The organism is Sphingomonas sp. 67-41, assembly GCF_001899725.1.
Classification (GTDB): domain Bacteria; phylum Pseudomonadota; class Alphaproteobacteria; order Sphingomonadales; family Sphingomonadaceae; genus Sphingomonas; species Sphingomonas leidyi.
In genome coordinates, this window is record NZ_MKWJ01000022.1 from 39240 (window position 1) to 60088 (window position 20849).

The window sequence follows — 20849 nt, forward strand, 5'->3', positions numbered from 1 at the left end:
GGGCGAGTCGTCCTTCGAACGCGAGCCCCTTGGGTTTGCGGCGAGCCTGCTCTATCGGGGGCCCGACACCCGGAGGGACACCCGTGCTGCTTTCCACCCTGGCCGCCGCCGCGGCCGACCATATCCAGTTCAAGGATCTCGGCCTCGACAAGGTCGCGCTCAACCTCGGCTTCTTCGAGATCAAATGGTATTCGCTGGCCTATATCGCCGGGATCCTGGTCGGCTGGTGGTATCTCCTCCGCCTGCTCCGCCAGCCCGGCGCGCCGATGAGCAGGCGCCATGCCGACGATCTCGTCTTCTACGCCACGCTCGGCATCATCCTGGGCGGGCGTCTCGGCTATGTGATCTTCTACGCGCCCGGGATGTTCCTCGACCCGATCCGCATCTTCAAGCTCTGGGACGGCGGCATGTCGTTCCATGGCGGCGTGATCGGCACGGCGCTGGCGATCATCCTGATGTGCCGGCGCCAGGGGCTCAACTGGCTGCGCGTGCACGACTATGTCGCCTGCTGCGCGCCCTTCGGCCTGTTCTTCGGCCGCCTCGCCAATTTCGTGAATGGCGAGCTGTGGGGCAAGCCGGCGAACCTGCCCTGGGCGATCGTGTTCCCCGGCGCCGGGAACGATGCGCGCCACCCCAGCCAGCTCTATGAGGCGGGGCTCGAGGGCATCGCGCTGTTCGCCATCCTCTGGTTCTTCTTCTGGCGCACCAAGGCGCGCTACGAACCGGGCAAGCTCGTCGGCATCTTCCTGCTCGGCTATGGCTGCTTCCGCTTCTTCGTCGAATATTTCCGCGAGCCCGATCAGCAGTTCGACGGCACCTTCTTCGCCAACATCATCCATATGGGCCAGGTGCTGTGCCTGCCGATGATCATTGGCGGCATCTATCTGATCGTCACTGCCAAGGGCCGCCGCCAGCGCGTCGAGCCCACGCTCGGCACGGAGAGCGTCGCCTGAGCGAGAATCCTCTCGACGCCCCGGCAGGGGAGCGCGCGGCCAACGCCGCCGAGCCCCTGCTCGCCGAGCGGCTGGCCCGCGCCATCACCATGGCCGGGCCCATCCCGCTGTCTCAGTTCATGGGCGCCGCCAACGCGCATTATTATGCGACGCGCGATCCGCTCGGCGCGCGGGGCGACTTCACTACCGCGCCCGAAGTGAGCCAGATGTTCGGCGAGCTGATCGGCCTGTGGATAGCGGACCTGTGGCAGCGCGCCGACGCGCCGCCCGTCCGCTATGTCGAGCTCGGCCCGGGCCGCGGCACGCTCGCCGCCGACGCGCTGCGCGCCATGGCCAAGGCGGGGCTCACGCCGCCGGTCGACCTGGTCGAGACCAGCCCGACGCTGCGTGCCGCCCAGGCCGAACGCGTGGCGCATGCCGAATTCCATCTCGACCTGGTCGGCCTGCCCGACGATGCGCCGCTGATCTTCGTCGCCAATGAATTCTTCGACGCGCTGCCGATCCGCCAGCTCATCGCCACCGGGGAAGGCTGGCGTGAGCGGCTCGTCGCCTGCCAGGACATGCTGTTCCTGCCGATCCAGGGCGATCGCAGCTTCGACATGATCATCCCGCGCGACTTCAGGGATGCCGCGCCCGGCTCGATCCTCGAGACTTCGCCGGCCGGCGTCGCGGTGCTGCGCCAGCTCGCCAAGCGACTGAACGATCAGGGGGGCGCCGCGCTGATCGTCGACTATGGCTATATGGGGCCCGCGATCGGCGACACGCTCCAGGCAGTGAAGGGCCATGCCTATGCCAACCCGTTCGACATGCCGGGCGAGGCGGACCTTACCGCCCATGTCGATTTCGCCACGCTCGCCGAAGCCGCACGGGCCGAGGGCCTGGTCGTCCATGGCCCGGTGGCCCAGGGCGCCTTCCTGATGCGGCTCGGCATCGCCGAGCGCACCGCCAGCCTCTCGCTCGCCGCGCCGGACCGCGCCGGCCAGCTCGCCACCGATCGCGACCGGCTGACCGATCCGGAGCAGATGGGCGAGCTGTTCAAGGTGATCGCGCTGACGGCGCCCGGCTGGCCCGTTCCCGCAGGCTTCGAATGATCTACCGCGACGCCACCCGGGCCGACCTGCCGGCGATCGACGCGCTGTTCCGCACCAGCTTCGTCGCGACCTTCGGCCATCTCTACGCCCCCAAGGACCTTGCCGACTTCCTCGCCGGCTTCACGCCCGAGGCCTGGGCCGGGGAGTTCGCGGAGCCCGAGCTGCGCTTCCGGCTCGCCGAGGACGAACGGGGTCTGGCCGGCTTCGCCAAGACGAGCGGGCTGACCCTGCCCGCCGAGGCCACCGCCCCTGCCCATGAGCTGCGCCAGCTCTATCTCGACGAGCGGGCCAAGGGCAGCGGTGCGGCCCAGGCGCTGCTCGACTGGGCCTTGGAGCAGGGCCGGGCGCGGGGCGCCGAGGAGATGTGGCTCTCGGTCTATGTCGACAATCACCGCGCCAGGCGCTTCTACGAGAAGAACGGGTTCGAGGACCGGGGCGCCTATGCCTTCATGGTCGGCGAGCACGCCGATGAGGACCGGTTGATGAGGCGCATCCTGTGAACGAGATCGAGATCTTCCGCGCGCGGGCGCTGGCCGGAGTCGCGCACGGCTTTCTCGGCCGCAAGGGCGGCGTCTCGACGGGCGACATGGCCAGCCTCAATGTCGGGCTGGGCTCGCGCGACGATCCCGCGCTGATCGCCGAGAATCGCCGCCGCGCCGTGGAAGCGGTACTGCCCGACGCCCGCCTCGTCTCGGTGCATCAGGTCCATTCCGCCGATTGCGTCACCGTGGCCGCGCCCTGGGAGAATCGGCTGCGCCCCCATGCCGATGCGCTGGTCACCGATCGGCCGGGGCTGGCGCTCGGCATCCTCACCGCCGATTGCGCGCCGGTGCTGTTCGCCGATACGCAGGCTGGCGTGGTCGGTGCCGCCCATGCGGGGTGGAAGGGCGCGCTCGGCGGCGTCACCGATTCGACGATCGCCGCGATGGAGATGCTGGGCGCGAGCCGCGACCGGATGGTCGCCGCGGTCGGCCCCTGCATCGCCCGCGCCTCCTATGAAGTCGATGCCGGTTTCCTCGCCCGGTTCGCCGAGGCCGATCCGGCGAACGAGCGCTTCTTCACCGAGGGCAGGCGCGAGGATCACTGGCAGTTCGATCTCGAAGCCTATGTCGCGCACCGGCTGGCCGCGGCGGGCCTCCGTACCGTCGAGATGCTGGGCCAGGACACCTATGCGCGGCCGGAGCATTTCTACTCCTATCGCCGCGCGACGCATCGGCGTGAGCCGGATTACGGGCGGCAGATCTCGATCGTCGGACTGGCGTGAACGCATCCGGCACGCGGGAAGGCGGAATCGACCCTCGCAGCGCGGGCTTCGCAAACTTTCGCCGCATCCGGGGGTGCGATCCCGCCGCCGGCTCGTTACAGATGATACGAAACAGGTGGCGCTCACGCCCCTGACCGGAGAGACTGCATGACCGACGAGACCGAAGCCGACCTGACCGGCGCCACCCCGCGCCGCCGCCCCAAGGCGGATGTCGACACGGTCGGCGGGCGCAAGCTCAAGCCGGCCACCCTGATGATGGGCCATGGCTTCGACCCCATGCTATCGGAAGGCTCGCTCAAGCCGCCGATCTTCCTCACCTCCACCTTCGTCTTCCCCAATGCCGCCGCCGGCAAGCGCCATTTCGAGGGCGTCACCGGCAAGCGCCCGGGCGGTGCCGAGGGCCTGGTCTATTCGCGCTTCAACGGCCCGAACCAGGAGATCCTCGAGGATCGCCTGGGCGTGTGGGAAGGCGCGGAGGATGCGCTGGCCTTTTCCAGCGGCATGTCGGCGATCGCCACGCTGTTCCTGTCGATGGTCAAGCCGGGCGACACGATCGTCCATTCGGGCCCGCTCTATGCCGCGACCGAGACGCTGATCGCCCGTATCCTGGGTCGTTTCGGCGTGCACTGGCTCGACTTCCCGGCCGGTGCCACGCGCGAGGAGATCGATGCGGTGCTGGGCAAGGCCGCCAGCGGCAACGTCGCGCTGATCTATCTCGAATCGCCGGCCAACCCGACCAACGCGCTGGTCGATGTCGAAGCCGTCGCCGCCAGCCGCGACGCGATCTTCAAGGGACCGAACAAGCCGCCGATCGCGATCGACAACACGTTCCTCGGGCCCTTGTGGGCCCAGCCGCTCAAGCAGGGTGCCGACATCGTCGTCTATTCGCTGACCAAATATGCCGGCGGCCATTCGGACCTGGTGGCCGGCGGCGTGCTCGGCTCGAAGGAACACATCAACACGATCCGGCTGATGCGCAACACGATCGGCACCATCTGCGATCCCAACACCGCCTGGATGCTGCTCCGCAGCCTCGAAACGCTGGAACTGCGCATGTCGCGCGCCGGCGAGAATGCCGTGAAGGTCTGCGAGTTCCTGCGCGCGCACCCCAAGGTGGAGCATGTCGGCTATCTCGGTTTCCTCGAGGAGGGCTCGCGCCAGGCCGACATCTATCGGCGCCACTGCACCGGCGCGGGCTCGACCTTCTCGCTCTACCTCAAGGGCGGCGAGAAGGAGGCGTTCGCCTTTCTCGACAGCCTCAAGATCGCCAAGCTCGCCGTGTCGCTGGGCGGCACCGAGACGCTGGCCAGCCACCCGGCCGGCATGACTCACCTCTCGGTGCCCGACGCGCGCAAGCAGGCGCTGGGCATCACCGACAATCTCGTCCGCATCTCGATCGGCGTCGAGGATGCCGACGATCTGATCGCCGATTTCGAGGAGGCGCTCAAAGCCGTCTGAGCCGATTGAGATCGAGGGCCGGCGGGTATATCCTGCCGGCCCGAGGGGGAACTCGGCCATGATCGGACTTTCGCGCTTCCTGGTTCTGCTTGCGGCACCGCTGCTCGCGCTGCCCGCCACGGCACAGACGGGCGACATGGCCGGCATGCATGGCAGGCACGACTTCCCGCAGACTCTCGCCGATTGGGCGCATGGCGCACAGCTCCTCCCGGATCTCGGCGATTTCCACCGCGATGCCGGGACAAAGGTGCCCGCCGCCCAGGCCTATTTCGACCAGGGCATGCGCCTGCTCTGGGCGTTCAACCATGACGAGGCGGCGCGCAGCTTCGCCCGGGCGGCCGAGGCCGATCCCCGGTGCGGCATCTGCCACTGGGGCGTCGCGCTCGCCCTCGGCCCCAATTACAACATGCCGATGATGGCCGAGGCGCGGGCCCGCGTCGCCTGGGACGCGCTCAAGAAGGCCGAGGCGCTGGCGCCTGGCGCCACGCCGGCGAACCGCGCGCTGATCCTGGCGCTGGCCAGGCGCTATACCGGTCCGCAGCCGGTCGACCCGAGCAACAGCGCGCCGCTGCTCGCCGCCTATGGCGATGCGATGCGGGGCGCCGCCAAGGCCTTCCCCCAGGACGACGACATATTGACGATGTTCGCCGAGGCGCAGATGAACCGAACGCCGTGGAAGCTGTGGAATGCCGACGGCACCCCGGCCAGGGACACGCCCGAGATCGTCGCCACGCTGGAGACGGTGCTGAAGCGCAACCCGCAGCATCCCGGCGCCAACCATTACTATATCCACGCCGTCGAAGCCTCGACCACGCCGGACCGCGCCGTCGCCGCCGCCGAGCGGGTCGGCCCGATGATGCCGGGCGCGGGCCATCTCGTGCACATGCCCTCGCACATCTTCCAGCGGGTCGGCCGCTACGAGGAATCGGCGGTGGCCAATCGCGATGCCGATGCCGCCGACAAGGCCTATTACGCCAGGACCGCGGCGATCGACTATTATCCGATGTACTCGGCGCACAACCTCCAGTTCCTCGCCGCCTCGACGGCGATGGAGGGGCGCGCCGCCGAGACGATCAAGGCGCTGCGCGACGTGCGGCTGGTGTTCACCGACGACCAGGCGGCCGCCATGCCGGGCATGGATTGGGGAATCGGCTATCTCTATCAGGCGCTGGTCCGCTTCGGCCGCTGGGACGAGATGCTGGCCGAGCCCCGGCCCGACGCACGGCTGCTCGACCTGACCGTCAACTGGCTGTCGGCACGCACCATCGCGCTCGCCGCCAAGGGCAGGATCGCCGAGGCCGAGGCCGAGCTGGCCGGCCTCAAGGCCAGGATCGCCGGCGCACCCGCCGAGGCGCTGGCCGGCATGAACCTGGCCGCGCCGCTCTTCCGCATCGCCGCGCTGCGCGCCGAGGCTCGGATCGCACTCGCCCGGAAGGACGGGCCCCGCGCCGTCGCGCTGCTGCGCGAAGCAGTCACCGTCGAGGACGGGCTGTCGTACAACGAGCCTTCGGACGAGTTCTTCCCGACTCGCCACCTGCTCGGCGCCGCGCTGCTCGGCGCCGGCAAGGCGGCGGAAGCCGAGGCGGTGTTCCGCGAAGACCTGGATCCCCGGCGCAATCCGCGCAACGGCTGGGCGCTGCTCGGCCTCGCCCAGGCGCTGAAGGCCCAGGGCAAGGACGCGGGCGCGGCGGAGAAGGATTTCGCCGCCGCCTGGGTCCGGGCGGACGTGAAGCTAGCCGCGCCGGCCTTTTAGCGCCGCGGCCAGGAGATCGGCCATGAGGCGATGGTCCGCGAGCGAGGGGTGCCAGTTGCACCCGGTCATCGCGAGCGTGGGCAGCTGCACCGCCGTCGCACCAGTGGCCTCGGCCACCGCGGCAACATCGGCCTGGAAATCCCCGGCACCCATCAGCACCAGGCGCGCCTGGGGCTGGCGGCGGCGGAGCTCGTTGACGAAGTCGATGTAGCGGGCGCGATAGGCGGCCCGCAGCGCCGCCGCGTCGGCCCAGGCCTCGCCGGCGTGGAGCGGCGTCGAGAAGTCGTTGGTGCCGAGGTTGACCACGATCGCCCGGGGCTTCCAGCCCGGCTCGGGCGCGGCCGGCGCCGGATCGCCGGGCAGCGCGCGCGGATAGAGAAAGGGCAGGTTCTCGCCGGGGAAGCGGCCGGCATGGTTGCGGACGATGCCATAGCCCGAATAGGCGATCACCCGGTAATCGGCGCCCAATCGCCTGGCGACGATGGGCCCGAAGGCCTGGCTGGTATCGGTCGTGTCGTGCACCTGCTGCGCCGTGCAGGTGCGCGTCGCCGAAGTGTTGCCATAGCCCACGCTGTGCGAATCGCCGATGAACTCGATCCCGCCGGACCGGACCGGCGCGGGGAGCGGCGTGCCATGGGTGAAGAAGCCGAAAAAGCTGCTGCTGCCCGACTGGCTCTCGGTCAGCTTGTCGATGCGGATGGCGTGGACGCCGGGCTTCAGCCCCGCGATCCGCACCGTCGCGGGGCCGGGCGTCACCAGGGTCTGGAACGGCTTGCCGTCCACGCTCACCCGCAGGAAGTCGCCATGCGTCTCGACCCGGACGGTGACGTCGGTGCCGCGAAAGCGCGCCTCGACATAGGTGCCCGGCCAGCCGAACCGCACCTCGCCGCCCTGGACGATCGCGCGGCCGCCGACATGGACGGCCAGTCGCCTGCCCTCGGGCGGGGGCGCGGCGGAGAGGACAAGCGGCGCGAGCAGCGCAAGGGCAAAGGGCTTCATCGCGCCACCCTAGCCCGTTCCGCCGGCGCGCGAAATCGCGGCATCGGATCGGCCGGCGGCAGGCATCGGCTCCGATCCGGGTTGGAGGCGCGGCGCGGCTCTGCTCTAACGAAGCGCATGACCGCGCCCCTTCGCACCGGCCTCGCCGCGCTCGCCGCCCTGTCGCTCGCCACCGCGCCGCTCGCGGCCCAGACGTCCGGCGGATCCACCTATGACGCCGCCGATCCCATGATCGGCACCGGCGGCGAGGGGCACACCTTCCCGGGGGCGGTCGCGCCCTTCGGCATGATCCAGCTGAGCCCGGATACCGACACGACCTGCGAGATCCGCAAATGCTACGGCCACGCCGCCGGCTATCGCTACGAGGACCCGACGATCCAGGGCTTCTCGATGACGCATTTCTCGGGCGCCGGCCATTCGGACCTGGGCGACTTCCTGATCCAGCCGCTGGTGGGCGATGCGACTTCGCTCGAGCCCGGCGCCCAGCGCGCGCGCTTCGATCACGCGACCGAACAGGCGCGGCCCGGCTATTATGCCGTCACCCTGGCCGATAGCGGGGTACGTGCCGAGATGACCGCGGGCACCCGCGTCGGCGTGCAGCGCTACACCTTCCCCGCCGGCAAGGATGCCCGGCTGCTGCTCGATCTGCGCAGCTCGCTCTACAATTATCCGGGCAAGACGCTCTGGTCCTCGATCCGGGTCCGCGCGGACGGCACGATCACCGGCATGCGCGAGACGCGCGGCTGGGCGCCCGCCCGCAAGCTCTATTTCGCGATCCGCCCCTCCGCGCCGCTCACCCGCCATGCCTTCTCGAACACCGAGGAGAAGGTGGCGTATAACGGCTTTCAGGGCCCCGGCCGCGGCGCCGCGGACCCGGCCCAGCTCCAGGGGCGCGCGCTGGTCGCCCAGCTCGACTTCGGCGTGCTCGACAGGCCGCTCGAAGTGAAGGTCGCCATCTCCGCGGTCGACGAGGACGGCGCCATCGCCAATCTCGACAGCGAGCGCGGCGATTTCGACGCGATCCGCGCCGATACGGGCAGGGCCTGGGAAAGGGCGCTCGGCGCAGTCGAACTCGAAGGGCCCGCGCCGATGAAGCGCATGGTCGCCACTGCGCTGTATCACAGCCTGATCGCCCCCAGCGTCTTCTCCGACGCCGATGGCCGCTGGCGGGGCCCGGACGACCAGGTCCATGCCGCCACGGGCTTCACCTTCCACTCGACCTTCTCGCTATGGGATACCTTCCGGGCCGAACATCCGCTGCTGGTGCTGCTCCAGCCGGAAAGGCGGAACGCCGACTTCGTCCAATCGCTGGTCGCCAGCCAGCAGGTGAGTCCCTTCGGCATCCTGCCGGTCTGGCAGTTCCATGGCCGCGAGACCTGGACGATGATCGGCTATCACGCCGTGCCGGTGATCGCCGATGCCTATCTCAAGGGCATTCGCGGCTTCGACGCACAAGCCGCGCTCGATGCGATGGTGAAGAGCGCGACCTACGGCCCCTATGGCGGTTTGGACCAGTATATGAAGCTCGGCTATGTGCCGATCGACCGGGAGCCGGAAGCGGCGTCGAAGACCGTCGAATATGCCTATGACGACTGGACCATCGCGCGCATGGCCGGGGCGATGGGCAAGGCGGACGTCGCCGCCGCCTTCGGGAAGCGGGCCGGCAACTGGCGCAACAGCTTCGATGCGAAGACCGGCTTCCTGCGCGCCCGCAAGGCCGATGGCAGCTATCGCACGCCCTTCGATCCCACCGCGATCAATTATGGATCGGACTATACCGAGGGCAATGCCTGGCAATATTCCTGGTTCGTGCCGCAGGACCAGGCCGGCATGTTCGCGCTGCTCGGCGGCGACGCGGCGGCAGTGAACAAGCTCGACGCGATGTTCGATTTCGACAATTCGAAGCTCGACTACAGCCATGCCGAGGACATTGCCGGCCTGATCGGCCAGTACATCCATGGCAACGAGCCGAGCCACCATGTCGCCTATCTCTACGCCTATGCCGGCCAGCCTTGGCGCACCCAGGAGCGGCTGAAGCAGATCGTCGAGAGCCAGTACAAGCCGACGCCGGACGGGCTTTCGGGCAATGACGATCTGGGCCAGATGTCCGCTTGGCTGGTCTTCACCGCGCTCGGCTTCTATCCGGTCGCGCCCGGCTCGAACGAATATGTGATCGGCCGGCCCTTCCTGGACCGCGCGACGCTCAACCTGCCGAACGGCAAGCGCTTCACCGTGATCGCCGACGGCCTGTCGGAGGCGAACCCCTATGTCGGCAAGGTCACGCTGAACGGCAGGCCGCTGGCGCGGGGATATCTGCGGCACGAGGAGATCGTCGCCGGCGGCGAGCTGCGCTTCGCGATGCGCGCCACGCCGAACAAGGGCTGGGCTACGGCCAGGGCGGCGCGCCCCTATTCGATGAGCACGGCGCGCTAGGTCGGCAACTCCGAGCAAGGCCTTGGAACCAGGCCCGCCATCCCTGCGAAGAGGACGAGGACGGGCGAGGGAATACGAGTCCGCAACCTATGGCGTCCCGATCGTCTCGCGCAGGAACCCGCCGATTCGCCGCGCCCATTCGGCGTCGTGCAGATTGCTCACCTCGCCATGCGACAGCCCCGGTACCAGCCACAATGCCTTGCGGTTCGGCGCGGCCCGATGGAGCGCGCGGGTCTCCGCCGGCGGCGTGTAGCGATCTGCCGCGCCGCCAATCACGAAGACCGGTCCGGAATAGTCCCGGATCGCCGCGATCGGCGCGATCCGCCCGGGCCACACGCCATAACGTGGCAGCGCCTGGAAACTCAGCAGCGGCTCGGCCAGCGTCGCGCCCGCCGCCGTCAGCACCGCCGCCATCCGGTTGTAGATCGCATGACGAATGTCGGGGAACACTGCGACCAGCACCAGCGCATCGGCCGGGACCATGCCGTCGCGCCCGATCAGCGCCGCAGCGCCGCCCAGCGAGACGCCGATCACCGCCACCTTCGCGCCATGCTGCCTTGCCTTGAGCCAGCCGAACGCCGCGCGCGCGTCCAGCCCTTCGTCGAGCCCATAGCTATGATCGGTGATCGTCGACGCGCCATGCCCGCGCAGGTCGATCGCCAGCGCCGCATAGCCTTGCGCCACCAGCGCCTCGGCCATCGGCGCGGTCTGGTTCCGCGAGGCGCCGACGCCGTGGAGGAGCAGCACCGCCGGCGCATCGGGGCGTCGCCCGGGCCAATAGGTGCCGGCGAGCGAAACACCGTCCCGCGCCGCAAGCTGCACCTGCTCGGCCGGCGGCGGCACCGGCGCCACTGCCGAGGCATGCCCGGCGGCGATCTTCGATGCGAGGAACCAGCTTGCCGTCAGCACCAGGAACAGCAGCAGCGCCGCCGCCCCGATCGCCAGGCTGAAGCGCCGCCCGAGCATCTGCCCTAGCCGTCGCCGACCCGCTCGATATCCGCGCCCACCGCCGAAAGCTTCTCCTCCAGCCGCTCATAGCCGCGGTCGAGGTGATAGACGCGGTTGACCTGCGTCTCGCCCTCGGCCGCCAGGCCGGCGAGGATCAGGCTCATCGAGGCGCGGAGATCGGTCGCCATCACTTGCGCGCCGACCAGCCTGGTCGGCCCGTGCACCACCGCGGTGCGCCCACGCACATCGATATGGGCGCCCATCCGCGCCAGCTCGGGCACGTGCATGTAGCGGTTCTCGAAGATCGTCTCGGTGAAGACGCTGGCGCCCTCGGCCATGCATTGCATCGCCATGAACTGCGCCTGCATGTCGGTCGCGAAGCCCGGGAAGGGCGCGGTCGACAGCGTCAGCGGCTTGAGCGGGCCGTTGGCTGCCACGCGGATCCCGCCCCTGGTCTCCTCGACCGTCACTCCGGCCTGGACCAGCGCGTCGAGAGTCGCGCGCATGTCGTTCGCCGCCGCGCCGACCAGTTCGACGTCGCCGCCGGTGATCGCCGCCGCGCAGGCATAGCTGCCCGCCTCGATCCGGTCGGGCATCACCGCATAGGTCGCGCCGTGCAGGCGGTCCCTGCCTTCGATCTCCAGCCGTTCGGTGCCGATGCCCTGGATATGCGCGCCCATCGCGACGAGCAGGTTGCACAGGTCGACGATCTCGGGTTCGCGCGCGGCATTGTCGAAAACAGTGGTGCCCTTGGCGGTGACCGCCGCCATCAGCGCGTTCTCGGTCGCGCCGACCGAGACCACCGGGAAGCTGTAGCGCCCGCCACGCAGCCGACCGCCGGGCGCCGTCGCCTTCACATAGCCCGCGGCGATCTCGATCTCGGCGCCCATCGCCTCGAGCGCCTTCAGGTGCAGGTCGATCGGGCGGTTGCCGATCGCGCAGCCGCCAGGCAGCGACACCGTCGCCTCGCCCGCGCGGCCGAGCAGCGGGCCGAGCACCAGGATCGAGGCGCGCATCTTGCGGACGATGTCATACGGCGCCACGGTCGAGGTGAGCTTGCCGGCCCGCACCGTCATCACCCGGCCGAAATCGCTGGGCCGCGTGCCTTCGATCGCGGTCGAGGCACCGAGCTCGTTGAGCAGATGGCCGAAGCTGTCCACGTCCGCCAGGCGCGGCAGGTTCCGCAAGGTCAGCGGCTCGTCGGTGAGCAGCGCGCAGGGCATCAGCGTGAGCGCCGCGTTCTTGGCGCCGGAGACGGGAATCTTGCCGGAAAGGCGTTTGCCGCCGCGAATGAGAATACGGTCCATGCCGGGCTTCTAATCTTTGTCCCGCCACGCGCAAGGGCAGGCGTTTTTCGCACCCTTGATCGATTTTAATGCATTGATTCAGTTGCACTGCTTTGCATTGCGCGTGGGGAGAAGCCATCGCGTGTCCGGCAGTTGTTTCGCGGAGAGGCTGAGCGAGCTGATCGACTTATCAGAGGTCGAGCGGAAAGCGCTCGAAAGATTGGAAGAACGCCAGCGCCACTTGCGCCGCGGGGCGGTGCTCCAGCGCGAGAATGAGGGCGGCAACGAACTCTATATCCTGCGCAAGGGCCTGATGATGAGCTATGTGCTGCTCGACGATGGCAGCCGCCAGATCCTGCGCTTCCTCTTTCCGGGCGACATGCTGGGGATTTCCAGCGCAGTCTATCGGGAAGCGCCCGAGACCCTGGCCGCGCTGTCCGACTGCGTGGTCTGCCCGTTCGATCGCGGCGTGCTGTCGGATCTGATGCTCGATCATCCGCGCCTCGCCGCGATGGTGCTGGTCTATTCGCAGATCGAACGCGTCGCATTGACCGACCGGCTGGCCGCACTTGGCCGCACCAGCGCCAAGGCCCGGGTCGCGGCGCTGCTGCTCGAGTTGCGCAATCGCCTGCGCGCCACCGACAAGAGCCTCGCCAATGTCTTCCCGCTGGGGCTGACGCAGGAGGAAGTGGGCGACGCGACCGGCCTCACCGCCGTGCATGTCAACCGCATGCTGCGCCAACTCGAGGAGGAAGGGATGATCGCCCGGGAGGGCGGCCGCGTCACGCTGCTCGACGAGCGCGCGCTTGCCCGCGCGGCCAATTATGTCAACCGCTACGAGGGGCTCGACCTGGGCTGGCTGCCCCGGGCGCGCTGAGCTTCGCCGGGAACGCGAGGGGCCGGACGTCTGCGATGACAAGTCGCGCCGTCCGGCCCCCGTTCCCGCCCGAAACCCCCCGGTTCCCAGGAACGGAAGATCTCATAGCCCGGGCCGGGGCCGCTGTGTTTCCCGGAAAAATGCCTACACGGGTCGATACGGAGGCAGGCGCGAAACGATCGCCCTACGCCTTTTCCAGCGTGCATTGCAGGGGGTGCTGGTTCTGGCGGGCGAAGTCGATCACCTGCGCCACCTTGGTCTCGGCGACTTCGTAGCTGAACACGCCGCATACGCCCACGCCGCGCTGATGGACGTGGAGCATCACGCGCGTCGCCTCTTCCATGTTCATCCGGAAGAAGCGCTGCAGGACGAGCACGACGAACTCCATCGGCGTATAGTCGTCGTTGAGCATCAGCACGCGATAGGGCGTGGGCTTCTTCGTCCGGGTGCGCGTGCGCGTGGCAATGCCGACCGAGGGGTCGTTGCCCCGGTCGTCGTCATTGCCGTCCTCGGCCATGCGCCATGGCATGCTGATGTCGAATTTCACGGGATCTGTCACGCCGCCGAAAATATGGGCTCGCGCTCCCAAGGGCAAGGCCGCCGGCCACGCGTGCCCCCGACGAGACACCGGAAAGGAAAAGGGCGGCCGCCCCCGGGGGACGACCGCCCTGATCTCGTCTTCCGGCAAGCCGGAAGCGCCGGCTTACGCGGCGGTCTTCACCTTCTCGGCGGCGACGGCAACGCGGTTCGACAGCGGCTGCGCGGCATCGCTGGCGAGCTTGATCAGCGCCTCGGTGTTCTTCGACGCCTCGGCGACGTACGAGTCGAACGCGCCGCGGAAATAGTCGCTCTGCAGCTTGAAGAACTCGGTCGGCGACTTGACGGCGGCAAGGTTCTTCAGCGCGGCGGTCGCGCTCTCGAACGACTTGCGGCCATATTCGGCGGCGTCCTGGCCCAGGCCCTCGAAGCCCTTGGCGGCGATGCGGCCCGACTCGACCAGCGCCTCGACATTGCCCTTGGCGAAGTCATTGGCTTCCTCGACCAGCTTGGTCGACTTCTCGACGGCGGCCTTGGTGCGGTCGTTCCACTCGGCGAACAGAGCCTGGGCCTTGTCGGTGGCGTTCTCGATGGTGGTCATCTTCCAGCTTCCCTTCACTTCCGGCGCGGCGACCGTCTCCTCGACGGCTTCGACGACGGTGATTGCGGTTTCCGCGGCAACCTCGGCGATCTGCTCGACGGGGGTCTCGGCCACGGCTTGGACGGTTTCGGTTTCGGTCACTTCCTGCGGTGCTGCCTCAAGGACCGGGACCGGCTCGGCGACGACGGGAGCCTCGACGATCGTCTCGGCGGCCTTCACCGGCTCGGGCTTCTCAGCCTTGGGCGCAGCAACTTTCGGCGCGGGCTTGGCGCGCGCCGCAGGCTTCGGAGCGACGGGCTTGGGCGCGCCGGTCTTCGGTCCTTTGGTGGCCATGATGTGCCTTCCCCATAAAGCTATTGCTGCGATGCAGCATGTAGCTCTTCTTGCACTGCAATGCAAGTGACTTTTGTGCACTGCACAAAAATAGATAAAAGCCTGGGATAGCGCGGGAAATCAGCGCATCCGGACATAGCTTCCCGGCGCATCCTCCAAGGGCTTGAGCTTGCCCTTGCCCGGAATCCGCGCGCCCTTGGCCGGAACCCTGGCGGCATCGAGCGCGTCGAGCCAGCCGATCCAGTCGGGCCACCAACTCCCCTTGGTCTCTTTTGCTCCCGCGAAAAATTCGGCGAGCGATTCGACCTTCTCCGAATTGGTCCAATATTGATATTTCTGCGCGGAGGGCGGGTTCACCACGCCGGCGATGTGCCCCGATCCGGCGAGCACGAACTTGAGCGGCCCCCTGAAATACTGCGTGATCTTCCAGACGCTCTGCGCCGGAGCGATGTGATCCTCGCGCCCGGCCTGGACATAGGTGGGAGTCGCCACCTTCGCGAGATCGAGCGGCGTGCCGCCGATCGCCAGCGCGCCGGGCTGGACCAGCTTGTTGTCGCGGTAGAGGTCGGTCAGATAGCTCATGTGCCAGCGCGCGGGCAGGTTGGTGACGTCCGAATTCCAGTGGAGCAGGTCGAACGGGGCATAGTCCTTGCCCATCAGATAGTTGTTGGTGACGTAGTTCCAGATCAGGTCGCGCCCGCGCAGCAGGTTGAACGTCGCCGCCATGTAGCGCCCGTCGAGGAATCCCTCGCCGCCCAGGCTGCGAATCATCGCCAGCTGGTCGTCGTCGACGAACATGCCCAGTTCGCCGGCCTCGGAGAAATCGACCTGCGCGGTGAAGAAGGTCGCGCTCCGCACCTTCTCGGCCTGCCCCCTTGCGTGCAGCACCGCCAGCGTCGCGGCGAGCGTGGTGCCGGCAACGCAATAGCCGATCGCGTGCACGGCCTCCACGCCGAGCAGATCGCGCACCGTGTCGATCGCGTCGATCTGCCCGCCCTCGACGAAATCGTCCCAGACTATGTCCTTCATCGTGGCGTCGGCGGACTTCCACGAGACGACGAACACGGTGAGCCCCTGCTCCACCGCCCAGCGGATGAAGCTCTTCTCGGGATTGAGGTCGAGGATGTAGAAGCGGTTGATCCAGGGCGGGAAGATCAGCAGCGGCGTCGCATAGACCTGTTTCGCGCCTTCCGCCGGGGCATATTGGATCAGCTCGTAGAGCGGCGTGCGCTTCACCACCTTGCCCGGCGTCATCGCCAGGTTGCGGCCCAGCTCATAGGCGCCCTCGGCGGTCTGGGTCATCTGCCCCTTGGCCAGGTCGCCCAGCATGTTGGACAGCCCCTTGAGCAGGCTCTCGCCCTTGGTCTCGACGATCTTCTCGAGCACTTCGGGGTTGGTCGCGGGGAAGTTGGTCGGGCTCATCGCGTCGAGGAAGCCCCTGGTCGCGAAGCGCACCTGGTCCTTCTGCCTGGGGTCCATCCCCTCCAGCCCGTCGACGCCGCGCAGCATATGGTCGGCGATCACCAGATAGCTCTGGCGGAGAAAGTCGAACACCGGCTCCTCGCGCCATTGCGGCGCCTTGAAGCGCTTGTCGCGCGCCTGCTCGGGCGTCTCCTCGAAAGGCTGGGCGTTCTGCGGATCGAGGAAACGCTGCCAGAGCTTCATCGTGTCCGACCAGAAATCAGTGGTCGCCTTCACGGCCGCGGCGGGATCGAGCAGCGTACCGAAGGGCGGCGCGGCGGGCATGTGCTCCATCATGTCGAGGCCGTGCTCGAGCATCATCTGCTGCGCGCGGCCGAGCACCCAGGTCCAGTGCTGCAGGTCCTCGAGATCGGGAATCGGCGGTGTGGTCGTTTCGGCCATGCTCATCCTCTTCAAGCGCCGCTTTAGCGCACCACAGGCAACTCGTCATTCCCGCAGGCGCGAACATGGCGTAGGACATGTGCACGGCACAAGTTCGTGCCGCGCTCCAATCCCTGAGAGACGAGGAAATGTCCGAAGAATTCTACCGCATGAAGCGCCTGCCCCCCTATGTCATCGCCGAAGTCAATGCGATGCGGGCAGCGGCGCGTGCGGCAGGGGAGGACATCATCGATCTCGGCATGGGCAATCCCGACCTGCCGCCGCCCCAGCACGTGATCGACAAGCTGGTCGAAGTCGCCCGCAAGCCCGATGCCCATGGCTATTCCCAGTCCAAGGGCATTCCCGGCCTGCGCCGCGCCCAGGCCAATTATTATGCCCGCCGCTTCGGCGTCGACATCGATCCCGAGACCGAAGTCGTCGTGACCATGGGCTCGAAGGAGGGCCTGGCCAGCCTCGCCACCGCGATCACCGCGCCGGGCGACGTGGTGCTGGCGCCCAACCCGAGCTACCCGATCCACACGTTCGGCTTCATCATCGCCGGCGCCACGATCCGCGCGGTGCCGACCACGCCGGACGAACATTATTTCGAAAGCCTCGAGCGGGCGATGGCCTTCACCGTGCCGCGCCCCTCGATCCTGGTGGTCAACTATCCGTCGAACCCGACCGCCGAGACGGTGGACCTCGCCTTCTACGAGCGGCTCGTCGCCTGGGCGCGCGAGAACAAGGTGTGGATCCTCTCCGACCTCGCCTATTCGGAGCTGTATTTCGACGGCAAGCCGACCGTGTCGATCCTGCAGGTCAAGGGCGCCAAGGACGTGGCGATCGAGTTCACCTCGCTCTCCAAGACCTATTCGATGGCCGGCTGGCGCATGGGCTTCGCGGTGGGCAACAAGCAGCTGATCGCGGCGATGACGCGCGTGAAGTCGTACCTCGACTATGGCGCCTTCACGCCGATCCAGGCCGCCGCCTGCGCCGCGCTCAACGGCCCGCAGGACATCGTCGAGGCCAATCGCCAACTCTATCACAAGCGCCGCGACGTGCTGGTCGAGAGCTTCGGCCGCGCGGGCTGGGAAATCCCCTCCCCGCCCGCGAGCATGTTCGCCTGGGCGCCGCTGCCGCCGGCACTGGCGCATCTGGGCAGCCTGGAATTCTCCAAGCAGCTGCTCACCCATGCCAAGGTCGCGGTCGCGCCGGGCGTCGGCTATGGCGAGAATGGCGAGGGCTATGTGCGCATCGCAATGGTCGAGAACGAACAGCGCCTGCGCCAGGCCGCGCGCAACGTGAAGCAGTATCTCAAGTCGATGGGCGTCAACACCGCGGCGAAGGCAGGCTGAGCCCGGGCCGGTGCTGCACGTCGATCCGCTCTATTCGCTTGCCGGCGTGCTCGTCGGCCTGCTCGTCGGGCTGACCGGCGTCGGCGGCGGATCGCTGATGACGCCCTTGCTGGTGCTCGTCTTCGGCTTCCACCCGGCCACCGCCGTCGGCACCGACCTGCTTTATGCCTCGGGCACCAAGGCGGTGGGCACCGTCGTCCATGGCTGGCGCGGATCGGTCGACTGGCGGGTGGTGCGGCGGCTGGCGACCGGCAGCGTCCCGGCGACGATCACCACGCTGCTGTTCCTCAACGCCGCCCATCGCGGCGCCCAGGATACCGGGCATCTGATCTCGGCGATCCTCGGCGTCACCCTGATCCTCACTGCGATCGCGCTGTTCTTCCGCACCCGCATCGTGCGCGCGGCGGGACAGCGCTTCGCCAGGCTGGACGGGCGCATCATCGCCGGGCTCACCATAGTGCTGGGCGCGGTGCTGGGCGTGCTCGTCTCGCTCACTTCGGTGGGCGCGGGCGCGCTGGGGATGACGGCGCTGCTCGTCCTCTATCCCGGCGCGCCGGTGGCGCGGCTGGTCGGCTCGGACATCGCGCATGCGGTGCCGCTCACCTTCATCGCCGGCATCGGCCATTGGACGATGGGATCGGTGGACCCGGGCCTGCTCGTCGCGCTGCTGCTCGGCTCGATCCCCGGCATCGTGATCGGCAGCCTGATCGCGACGCGCATCTCCGAGCGCGTGCTGGTGCCGATCCTGGCGACCGTGCTCGCTATCGTCGGCCTGAGGCTGCTGAGCTAGGCGTCCTCGCCCGCGCGGGAACGGCGAAGCGGGAGTTGACGCGCCCCTTTCCTCGCGCCACCTCGCCGCGATGCGTCCCGGCTTCCAATTCTCCACCCGCTTCCGCGTCCGCTATTCCGAGATCGACGGACAGAAGATCGTCTTCAACTCGCGCTATCTCGAATATGCCGACGTCACGCTCGGCGAGTTCTGGCGCTGGGCCGATCTGGGCGATATCGGCCCCGACTGGCTCGATGCCGAGTTCAACGTCGTCCGCGCCGCCATCGACTACAAGAAGCCGTTCGTGTTCGACGACATGGTCGAGGGCTTCGCCCGGGTCGAGCGAGTCGGCACGTCGAGCATGACGATGCGCATCGAACTCTGCCACGCCGATACCGGCGAACTCCATACCGAGGTCGAGATGGTCAGCGTCCATGTCGACCTGGCGACGCGCAAGTCCAAGCCGATCCCGGAGAATGTGCGCGTGCGGCTGGAGGGGCTGGGGGGCTAGGCCACGCGCCGCAGCAGGAACCAGACGATCTCGCGCCCCTGCGCAAAGCGATCGACCACCCTATCGAGCTCGGGCTGGATCGCCGCCAGCGAGGGCGCCCGGCAGTCCCCGTGCTGGCTGGGCAGCACTTCGCGTGGCCCCGGCGCGGCGGAAGGCTCGGGCGCTGGCGCAGTTTCCGGCTCGATCGCCACTTCCTCGGCCGCATTGGCGGTATCGGTCTGGTGGATGGACTTCAGCGCAGGGAAATAATCGCAGTTGAGCAGCGCCATATCGATGCCGCCCGGCGCCTCGCGCGTCAGCGCATAGCCGTAGCGCAGGCCATCGCCTTCCGGATCGTCCGACTGCACGAGATAGATGCCATGGCGCAACAGCTTGAAGCGGATGTTGAGCCGCCGGTCGGGCGCCGTCAGCCAATAGCCATCGCCTTCGCGGGCGAGCCGGATGAGCGGCAGCCGCTGGGCTCCGTCATAGGGACAATAGGTCGGCTGCACCTGGCGGTTCCGCCGCTTGCCCCGTTCGTCCGGCATGGGGAAGACATAGCCCGGTGTCACGCAATCCCTGCGGATGGCGGCGGGCATCTTCGCCGGGCCGGCAATCATGAACCGCTGATAGTCGCCATCGGCAAGGCCGGGCACGGTATCGCCTCGGGGGATGAAGGGTTGGTCCGAGCCCAGCGTGCATCCGGCCAGCAAGCCGGCGCACAACAGCCCTGTCGAACCAAGCCCGCGCAACGCCATCGCCTTGACCGATCCCGCCTCTATTGCGACACAATCATGCCGCAATTGGGCTTGGCCAGCAAGGCGCCCCTATTCCGCCGCCTTCACTTCGGCCGCTTCGTCCTCGTGCACCACATCCTCGGCCAGCGCCCAGAGCAAGTCCCCCTTGCCCAGCACGCGCCCGTCATGGCTCAACACCTGGACCTGGCGGATCGGGCGGCTGTCGCGCGCATCGACCAGCACCGGAAAGGCCGGCACGCCCGTCTCCCAGCGCTCGCCCCATTGCCGGAGCGAAATCATCACCGGCAGCAGCGCATAGCCCTTGTCGGTCAGGCGATATTCGATCTTGCGGCGATCGTCGGCACAGGGCTGGCGCTGCAATATGCCCTTGTCGACCAGCCGGGCCAGCCGGTTCGCCAGGATGTTGCGCGCAATGCCCAGCTCGGACTGGAATTCCTCGAAATGGTGCAGCCCGTTGAACGAGCCGCGCAGGATCAGGAACGACCAGCGTTCGCCCATCGCTTCCAGCGCCGCCGGCAGGCTGCAGTCATTCGCCAGCTGGCGCAGCGACTCTCGAATGGCACCACCCATAACTTGTCATCCTACCGTAAAAGCCGACGCTACGGAATGCCGTAACTTCTTGCGCCGCAGCAAAAGTTTCTCGTTGCAACTTACTTTGATGTCAATTAAAAACCGGGTTGCAGCCCAGGCTGCAGGTTCTGACCCCAGGAGGATTTCCCATGACCCGCTTCTTCGCCGCAGCGGCTGCGGCCACGCTGGCCCTCGTCCCCGCTGCCGGCATCGCGCAGGGTGCCCCGAACGGCTATTATTCCGCGACTCCGGTGAGCGCGCCTGCCAAGACCAGCCTCGTCACGCGCTCGACGCTGTGGAAGTGCGGCGCCGGCACCTGCACCGCCGCCAAGGCGAACGCGCGTGACGGCATCGTCTGCGAGCTCGTCGCCCGCGAAGTCGGCAAGCTTTCAGCCTTCCGCGCCAACGGCGCCGATTTCGATGCGGCCGCGCTCGAAAAGTGCAACGCCAAGGCGAATTGAGTCGATCGGAGCCGGCCGCTTCGCCGTCGAAGTGGCCGGCTCCGCACGAAAAGCGCCGCAAGACGCGCAAA

Annotated in this window: 20 protein-coding genes; 12 read left to right on the forward strand and 8 right to left on the reverse strand. The window is 68.1% G+C overall.

Annotated elements, in window-relative coordinates; translation table 11 throughout:
• Window positions 1–83: 83 nt before the first annotated feature.
• The 6 genes from lgt (at window position 84) to BGP17_RS11170 (ending at window position 6519) form a co-directional block, all read left to right on the forward strand.
• Window positions 84–953: a prolipoprotein diacylglyceryl transferase gene (gene lgt, locus BGP17_RS11145; RefSeq protein ID WP_286711975.1), complete on the forward strand. Its 870-nt coding sequence runs from the start codon at window positions 84–86 to the stop codon at window positions 951–953.
• An 89-nt stretch (window positions 954–1042) separates the two neighbouring features.
• Complete coding sequence (locus BGP17_RS11150; RefSeq protein WP_167300427.1) at window positions 1043–2044, forward strand: class I SAM-dependent methyltransferase; 1002 nt, start codon at window positions 1043–1045, stop codon at window positions 2042–2044.
• Complete coding sequence (locus BGP17_RS11155) at window positions 2041–2544, forward strand: GNAT family N-acetyltransferase (protein WP_286711976.1); 504 nt, start codon at window positions 2041–2043, stop codon at window positions 2542–2544. Before BGP17_RS11150 ends, BGP17_RS11155 begins: the two co-directional genes overlap by 4 nt.
• Window positions 2541–3308 carry a peptidoglycan editing factor PgeF gene (gene pgeF, locus BGP17_RS11160; RefSeq protein WP_286711977.1) on the forward strand — a complete coding sequence of 256 codons (768 nt, stop codon included), beginning with the start codon at window positions 2541–2543 and terminating at the stop codon, window positions 3306–3308. Before BGP17_RS11155 ends, pgeF begins: the two co-directional genes overlap by 4 nt.
• Window positions 3309–3455: 147 nt before the next feature.
• Window positions 3456–4766, forward strand: coding sequence for a cystathionine gamma-synthase family protein (locus BGP17_RS11165; protein WP_086127418.1), 1311 nt, complete (start codon window positions 3456–3458; stop codon window positions 4764–4766).
• 58 nt (window positions 4767–4824) lie between these two features.
• Window positions 4825–6519: a hypothetical protein gene (locus tag BGP17_RS11170; protein WP_286711978.1), complete on the forward strand. Its 1695-nt coding sequence runs from the start codon at window positions 4825–4827 to the stop codon at window positions 6517–6519.
• Here BGP17_RS11170 and BGP17_RS11175 read toward each other — a convergent pair.
• Window positions 6499–7518: an SGNH/GDSL hydrolase family protein gene (locus BGP17_RS11175; RefSeq protein ID WP_286711979.1), complete on the reverse strand. Its 1020-nt coding sequence runs from the start codon at window positions 7516–7518 to the stop codon at window positions 6499–6501. The genes BGP17_RS11170 and BGP17_RS11175 overlap by 21 nt on opposite strands.
• 117 nt (window positions 7519–7635) lie before the next feature.
• Here BGP17_RS11175 and BGP17_RS11180 point away from each other — a divergent pair, with 117 nt between their 5' ends.
• A complete protein-coding gene (locus BGP17_RS11180) occupies window positions 7636–9951 on the forward strand; it encodes a GH92 family glycosyl hydrolase (protein WP_286711980.1) in 2316 nt (771 codons plus the stop codon).
• A gap of 87 nt (window positions 9952–10038) precedes the next feature.
• Here BGP17_RS11180 and BGP17_RS11185 read toward each other — a convergent pair whose 3' ends face one another.
• The gene (locus BGP17_RS11185; protein ID WP_286711981.1) at window positions 10039–10917 is read right to left on the reverse strand and encodes an alpha/beta hydrolase; all 879 of its coding nucleotides are present in this window, start codon (window positions 10915–10917) and stop codon (window positions 10039–10041) included.
• A 5-nt stretch (window positions 10918–10922) separates the two neighbouring features.
• On the reverse strand, window positions 10923–12206 hold the full coding sequence (gene murA, locus BGP17_RS11190; RefSeq protein WP_167300419.1) for a UDP-N-acetylglucosamine 1-carboxyvinyltransferase: 1284 nt from the start codon (window positions 12204–12206) through the stop codon (window positions 10923–10925).
• 148 nt (window positions 12207–12354) lie between these two features.
• Here murA and BGP17_RS11195 point away from each other — a divergent pair, with 148 nt between their 5' ends.
• On the forward strand, window positions 12355–13062 hold the full coding sequence (locus BGP17_RS11195) for a Crp/Fnr family transcriptional regulator (protein WP_208413677.1): 708 nt from the start codon (window positions 12355–12357) through the stop codon (window positions 13060–13062).
• Window positions 13063–13246: 184 nt separating this feature from the next.
• Here BGP17_RS11195 and clpS read toward each other — a convergent pair whose 3' ends face one another.
• The 3 genes from clpS to BGP17_RS11210 all read right to left on the reverse strand — a co-directional run bounded on the left by clpS (window position 13247) and on the right by BGP17_RS11210 (window position 16402).
• Window positions 13247–13579: an ATP-dependent Clp protease adapter ClpS gene (gene clpS / locus BGP17_RS11200; RefSeq protein WP_086128377.1), complete on the reverse strand. Its 333-nt coding sequence runs from the start codon at window positions 13577–13579 to the stop codon at window positions 13247–13249.
• Window positions 13580–13765: 186 nt separating this feature from the next.
• Window positions 13766–14533 carry a phasin family protein gene (locus tag BGP17_RS11205; RefSeq protein WP_286711982.1) on the reverse strand — a complete coding sequence of 256 codons (768 nt, stop codon included), beginning with the start codon at window positions 14531–14533 and terminating at the stop codon, window positions 13766–13768.
• 120 nt (window positions 14534–14653) lie between these two features.
• Window positions 14654–16402 carry a PHA/PHB synthase family protein gene (locus tag BGP17_RS11210; protein WP_380925840.1) on the reverse strand — a complete coding sequence of 583 codons (1749 nt, stop codon included), beginning with the start codon at window positions 16400–16402 and terminating at the stop codon, window positions 14654–14656.
• A gap of 122 nt (window positions 16403–16524) precedes the next feature.
• Between BGP17_RS11210 and BGP17_RS11215 the strand changes: the two genes are divergently transcribed.
• From BGP17_RS11215 to BGP17_RS11225, 3 genes are all read left to right on the forward strand, one after another.
• Window positions 16525–17730, forward strand: coding sequence for an LL-diaminopimelate aminotransferase (locus BGP17_RS11215; protein ID WP_167300415.1), 1206 nt, complete (start codon window positions 16525–16527; stop codon window positions 17728–17730).
• Between the two features lie 13 nt (window positions 17731–17743).
• Window positions 17744–18520 (forward strand): sulfite exporter TauE/SafE family protein, encoded by a 777-nt coding sequence (locus tag BGP17_RS11220; protein WP_167300554.1) that lies wholly within the window; start codon window positions 17744–17746, stop codon window positions 18518–18520.
• Between the two features lie 70 nt (window positions 18521–18590).
• Window positions 18591–19010: an acyl-CoA thioesterase gene (locus BGP17_RS11225; protein WP_167300414.1), complete on the forward strand. Its 420-nt coding sequence runs from the start codon at window positions 18591–18593 to the stop codon at window positions 19008–19010.
• Here BGP17_RS11225 and BGP17_RS11230 read toward each other — a convergent pair.
• Both BGP17_RS11230 and BGP17_RS11235 read right to left on the reverse strand, forming a co-directional pair.
• Window positions 19007–19645, reverse strand: a complete 639-nt coding sequence (locus BGP17_RS11230) for a hypothetical protein (protein WP_286711984.1) — start codon at window positions 19643–19645, stop codon at window positions 19007–19009. The two genes, BGP17_RS11225 and BGP17_RS11230, sit on opposite strands and share 4 nt — an antisense overlap.
• 171 nt (window positions 19646–19816) lie before the next feature.
• The gene (locus BGP17_RS11235) at window positions 19817–20317 is read right to left on the reverse strand and encodes a winged helix-turn-helix transcriptional regulator (RefSeq protein ID WP_286711985.1); all 501 of its coding nucleotides are present in this window, start codon (window positions 20315–20317) and stop codon (window positions 19817–19819) included.
• 149 nt (window positions 20318–20466) lie between these two features.
• Between BGP17_RS11235 and BGP17_RS11240 the strand changes: the two genes are divergently transcribed.
• The gene (locus tag BGP17_RS11240; protein WP_086127430.1) at window positions 20467–20778 is read left to right on the forward strand and encodes a CC_3452 family protein; all 312 of its coding nucleotides are present in this window, start codon (window positions 20467–20469) and stop codon (window positions 20776–20778) included.
• Window positions 20779–20849: the final 71 nt, after the last annotated feature.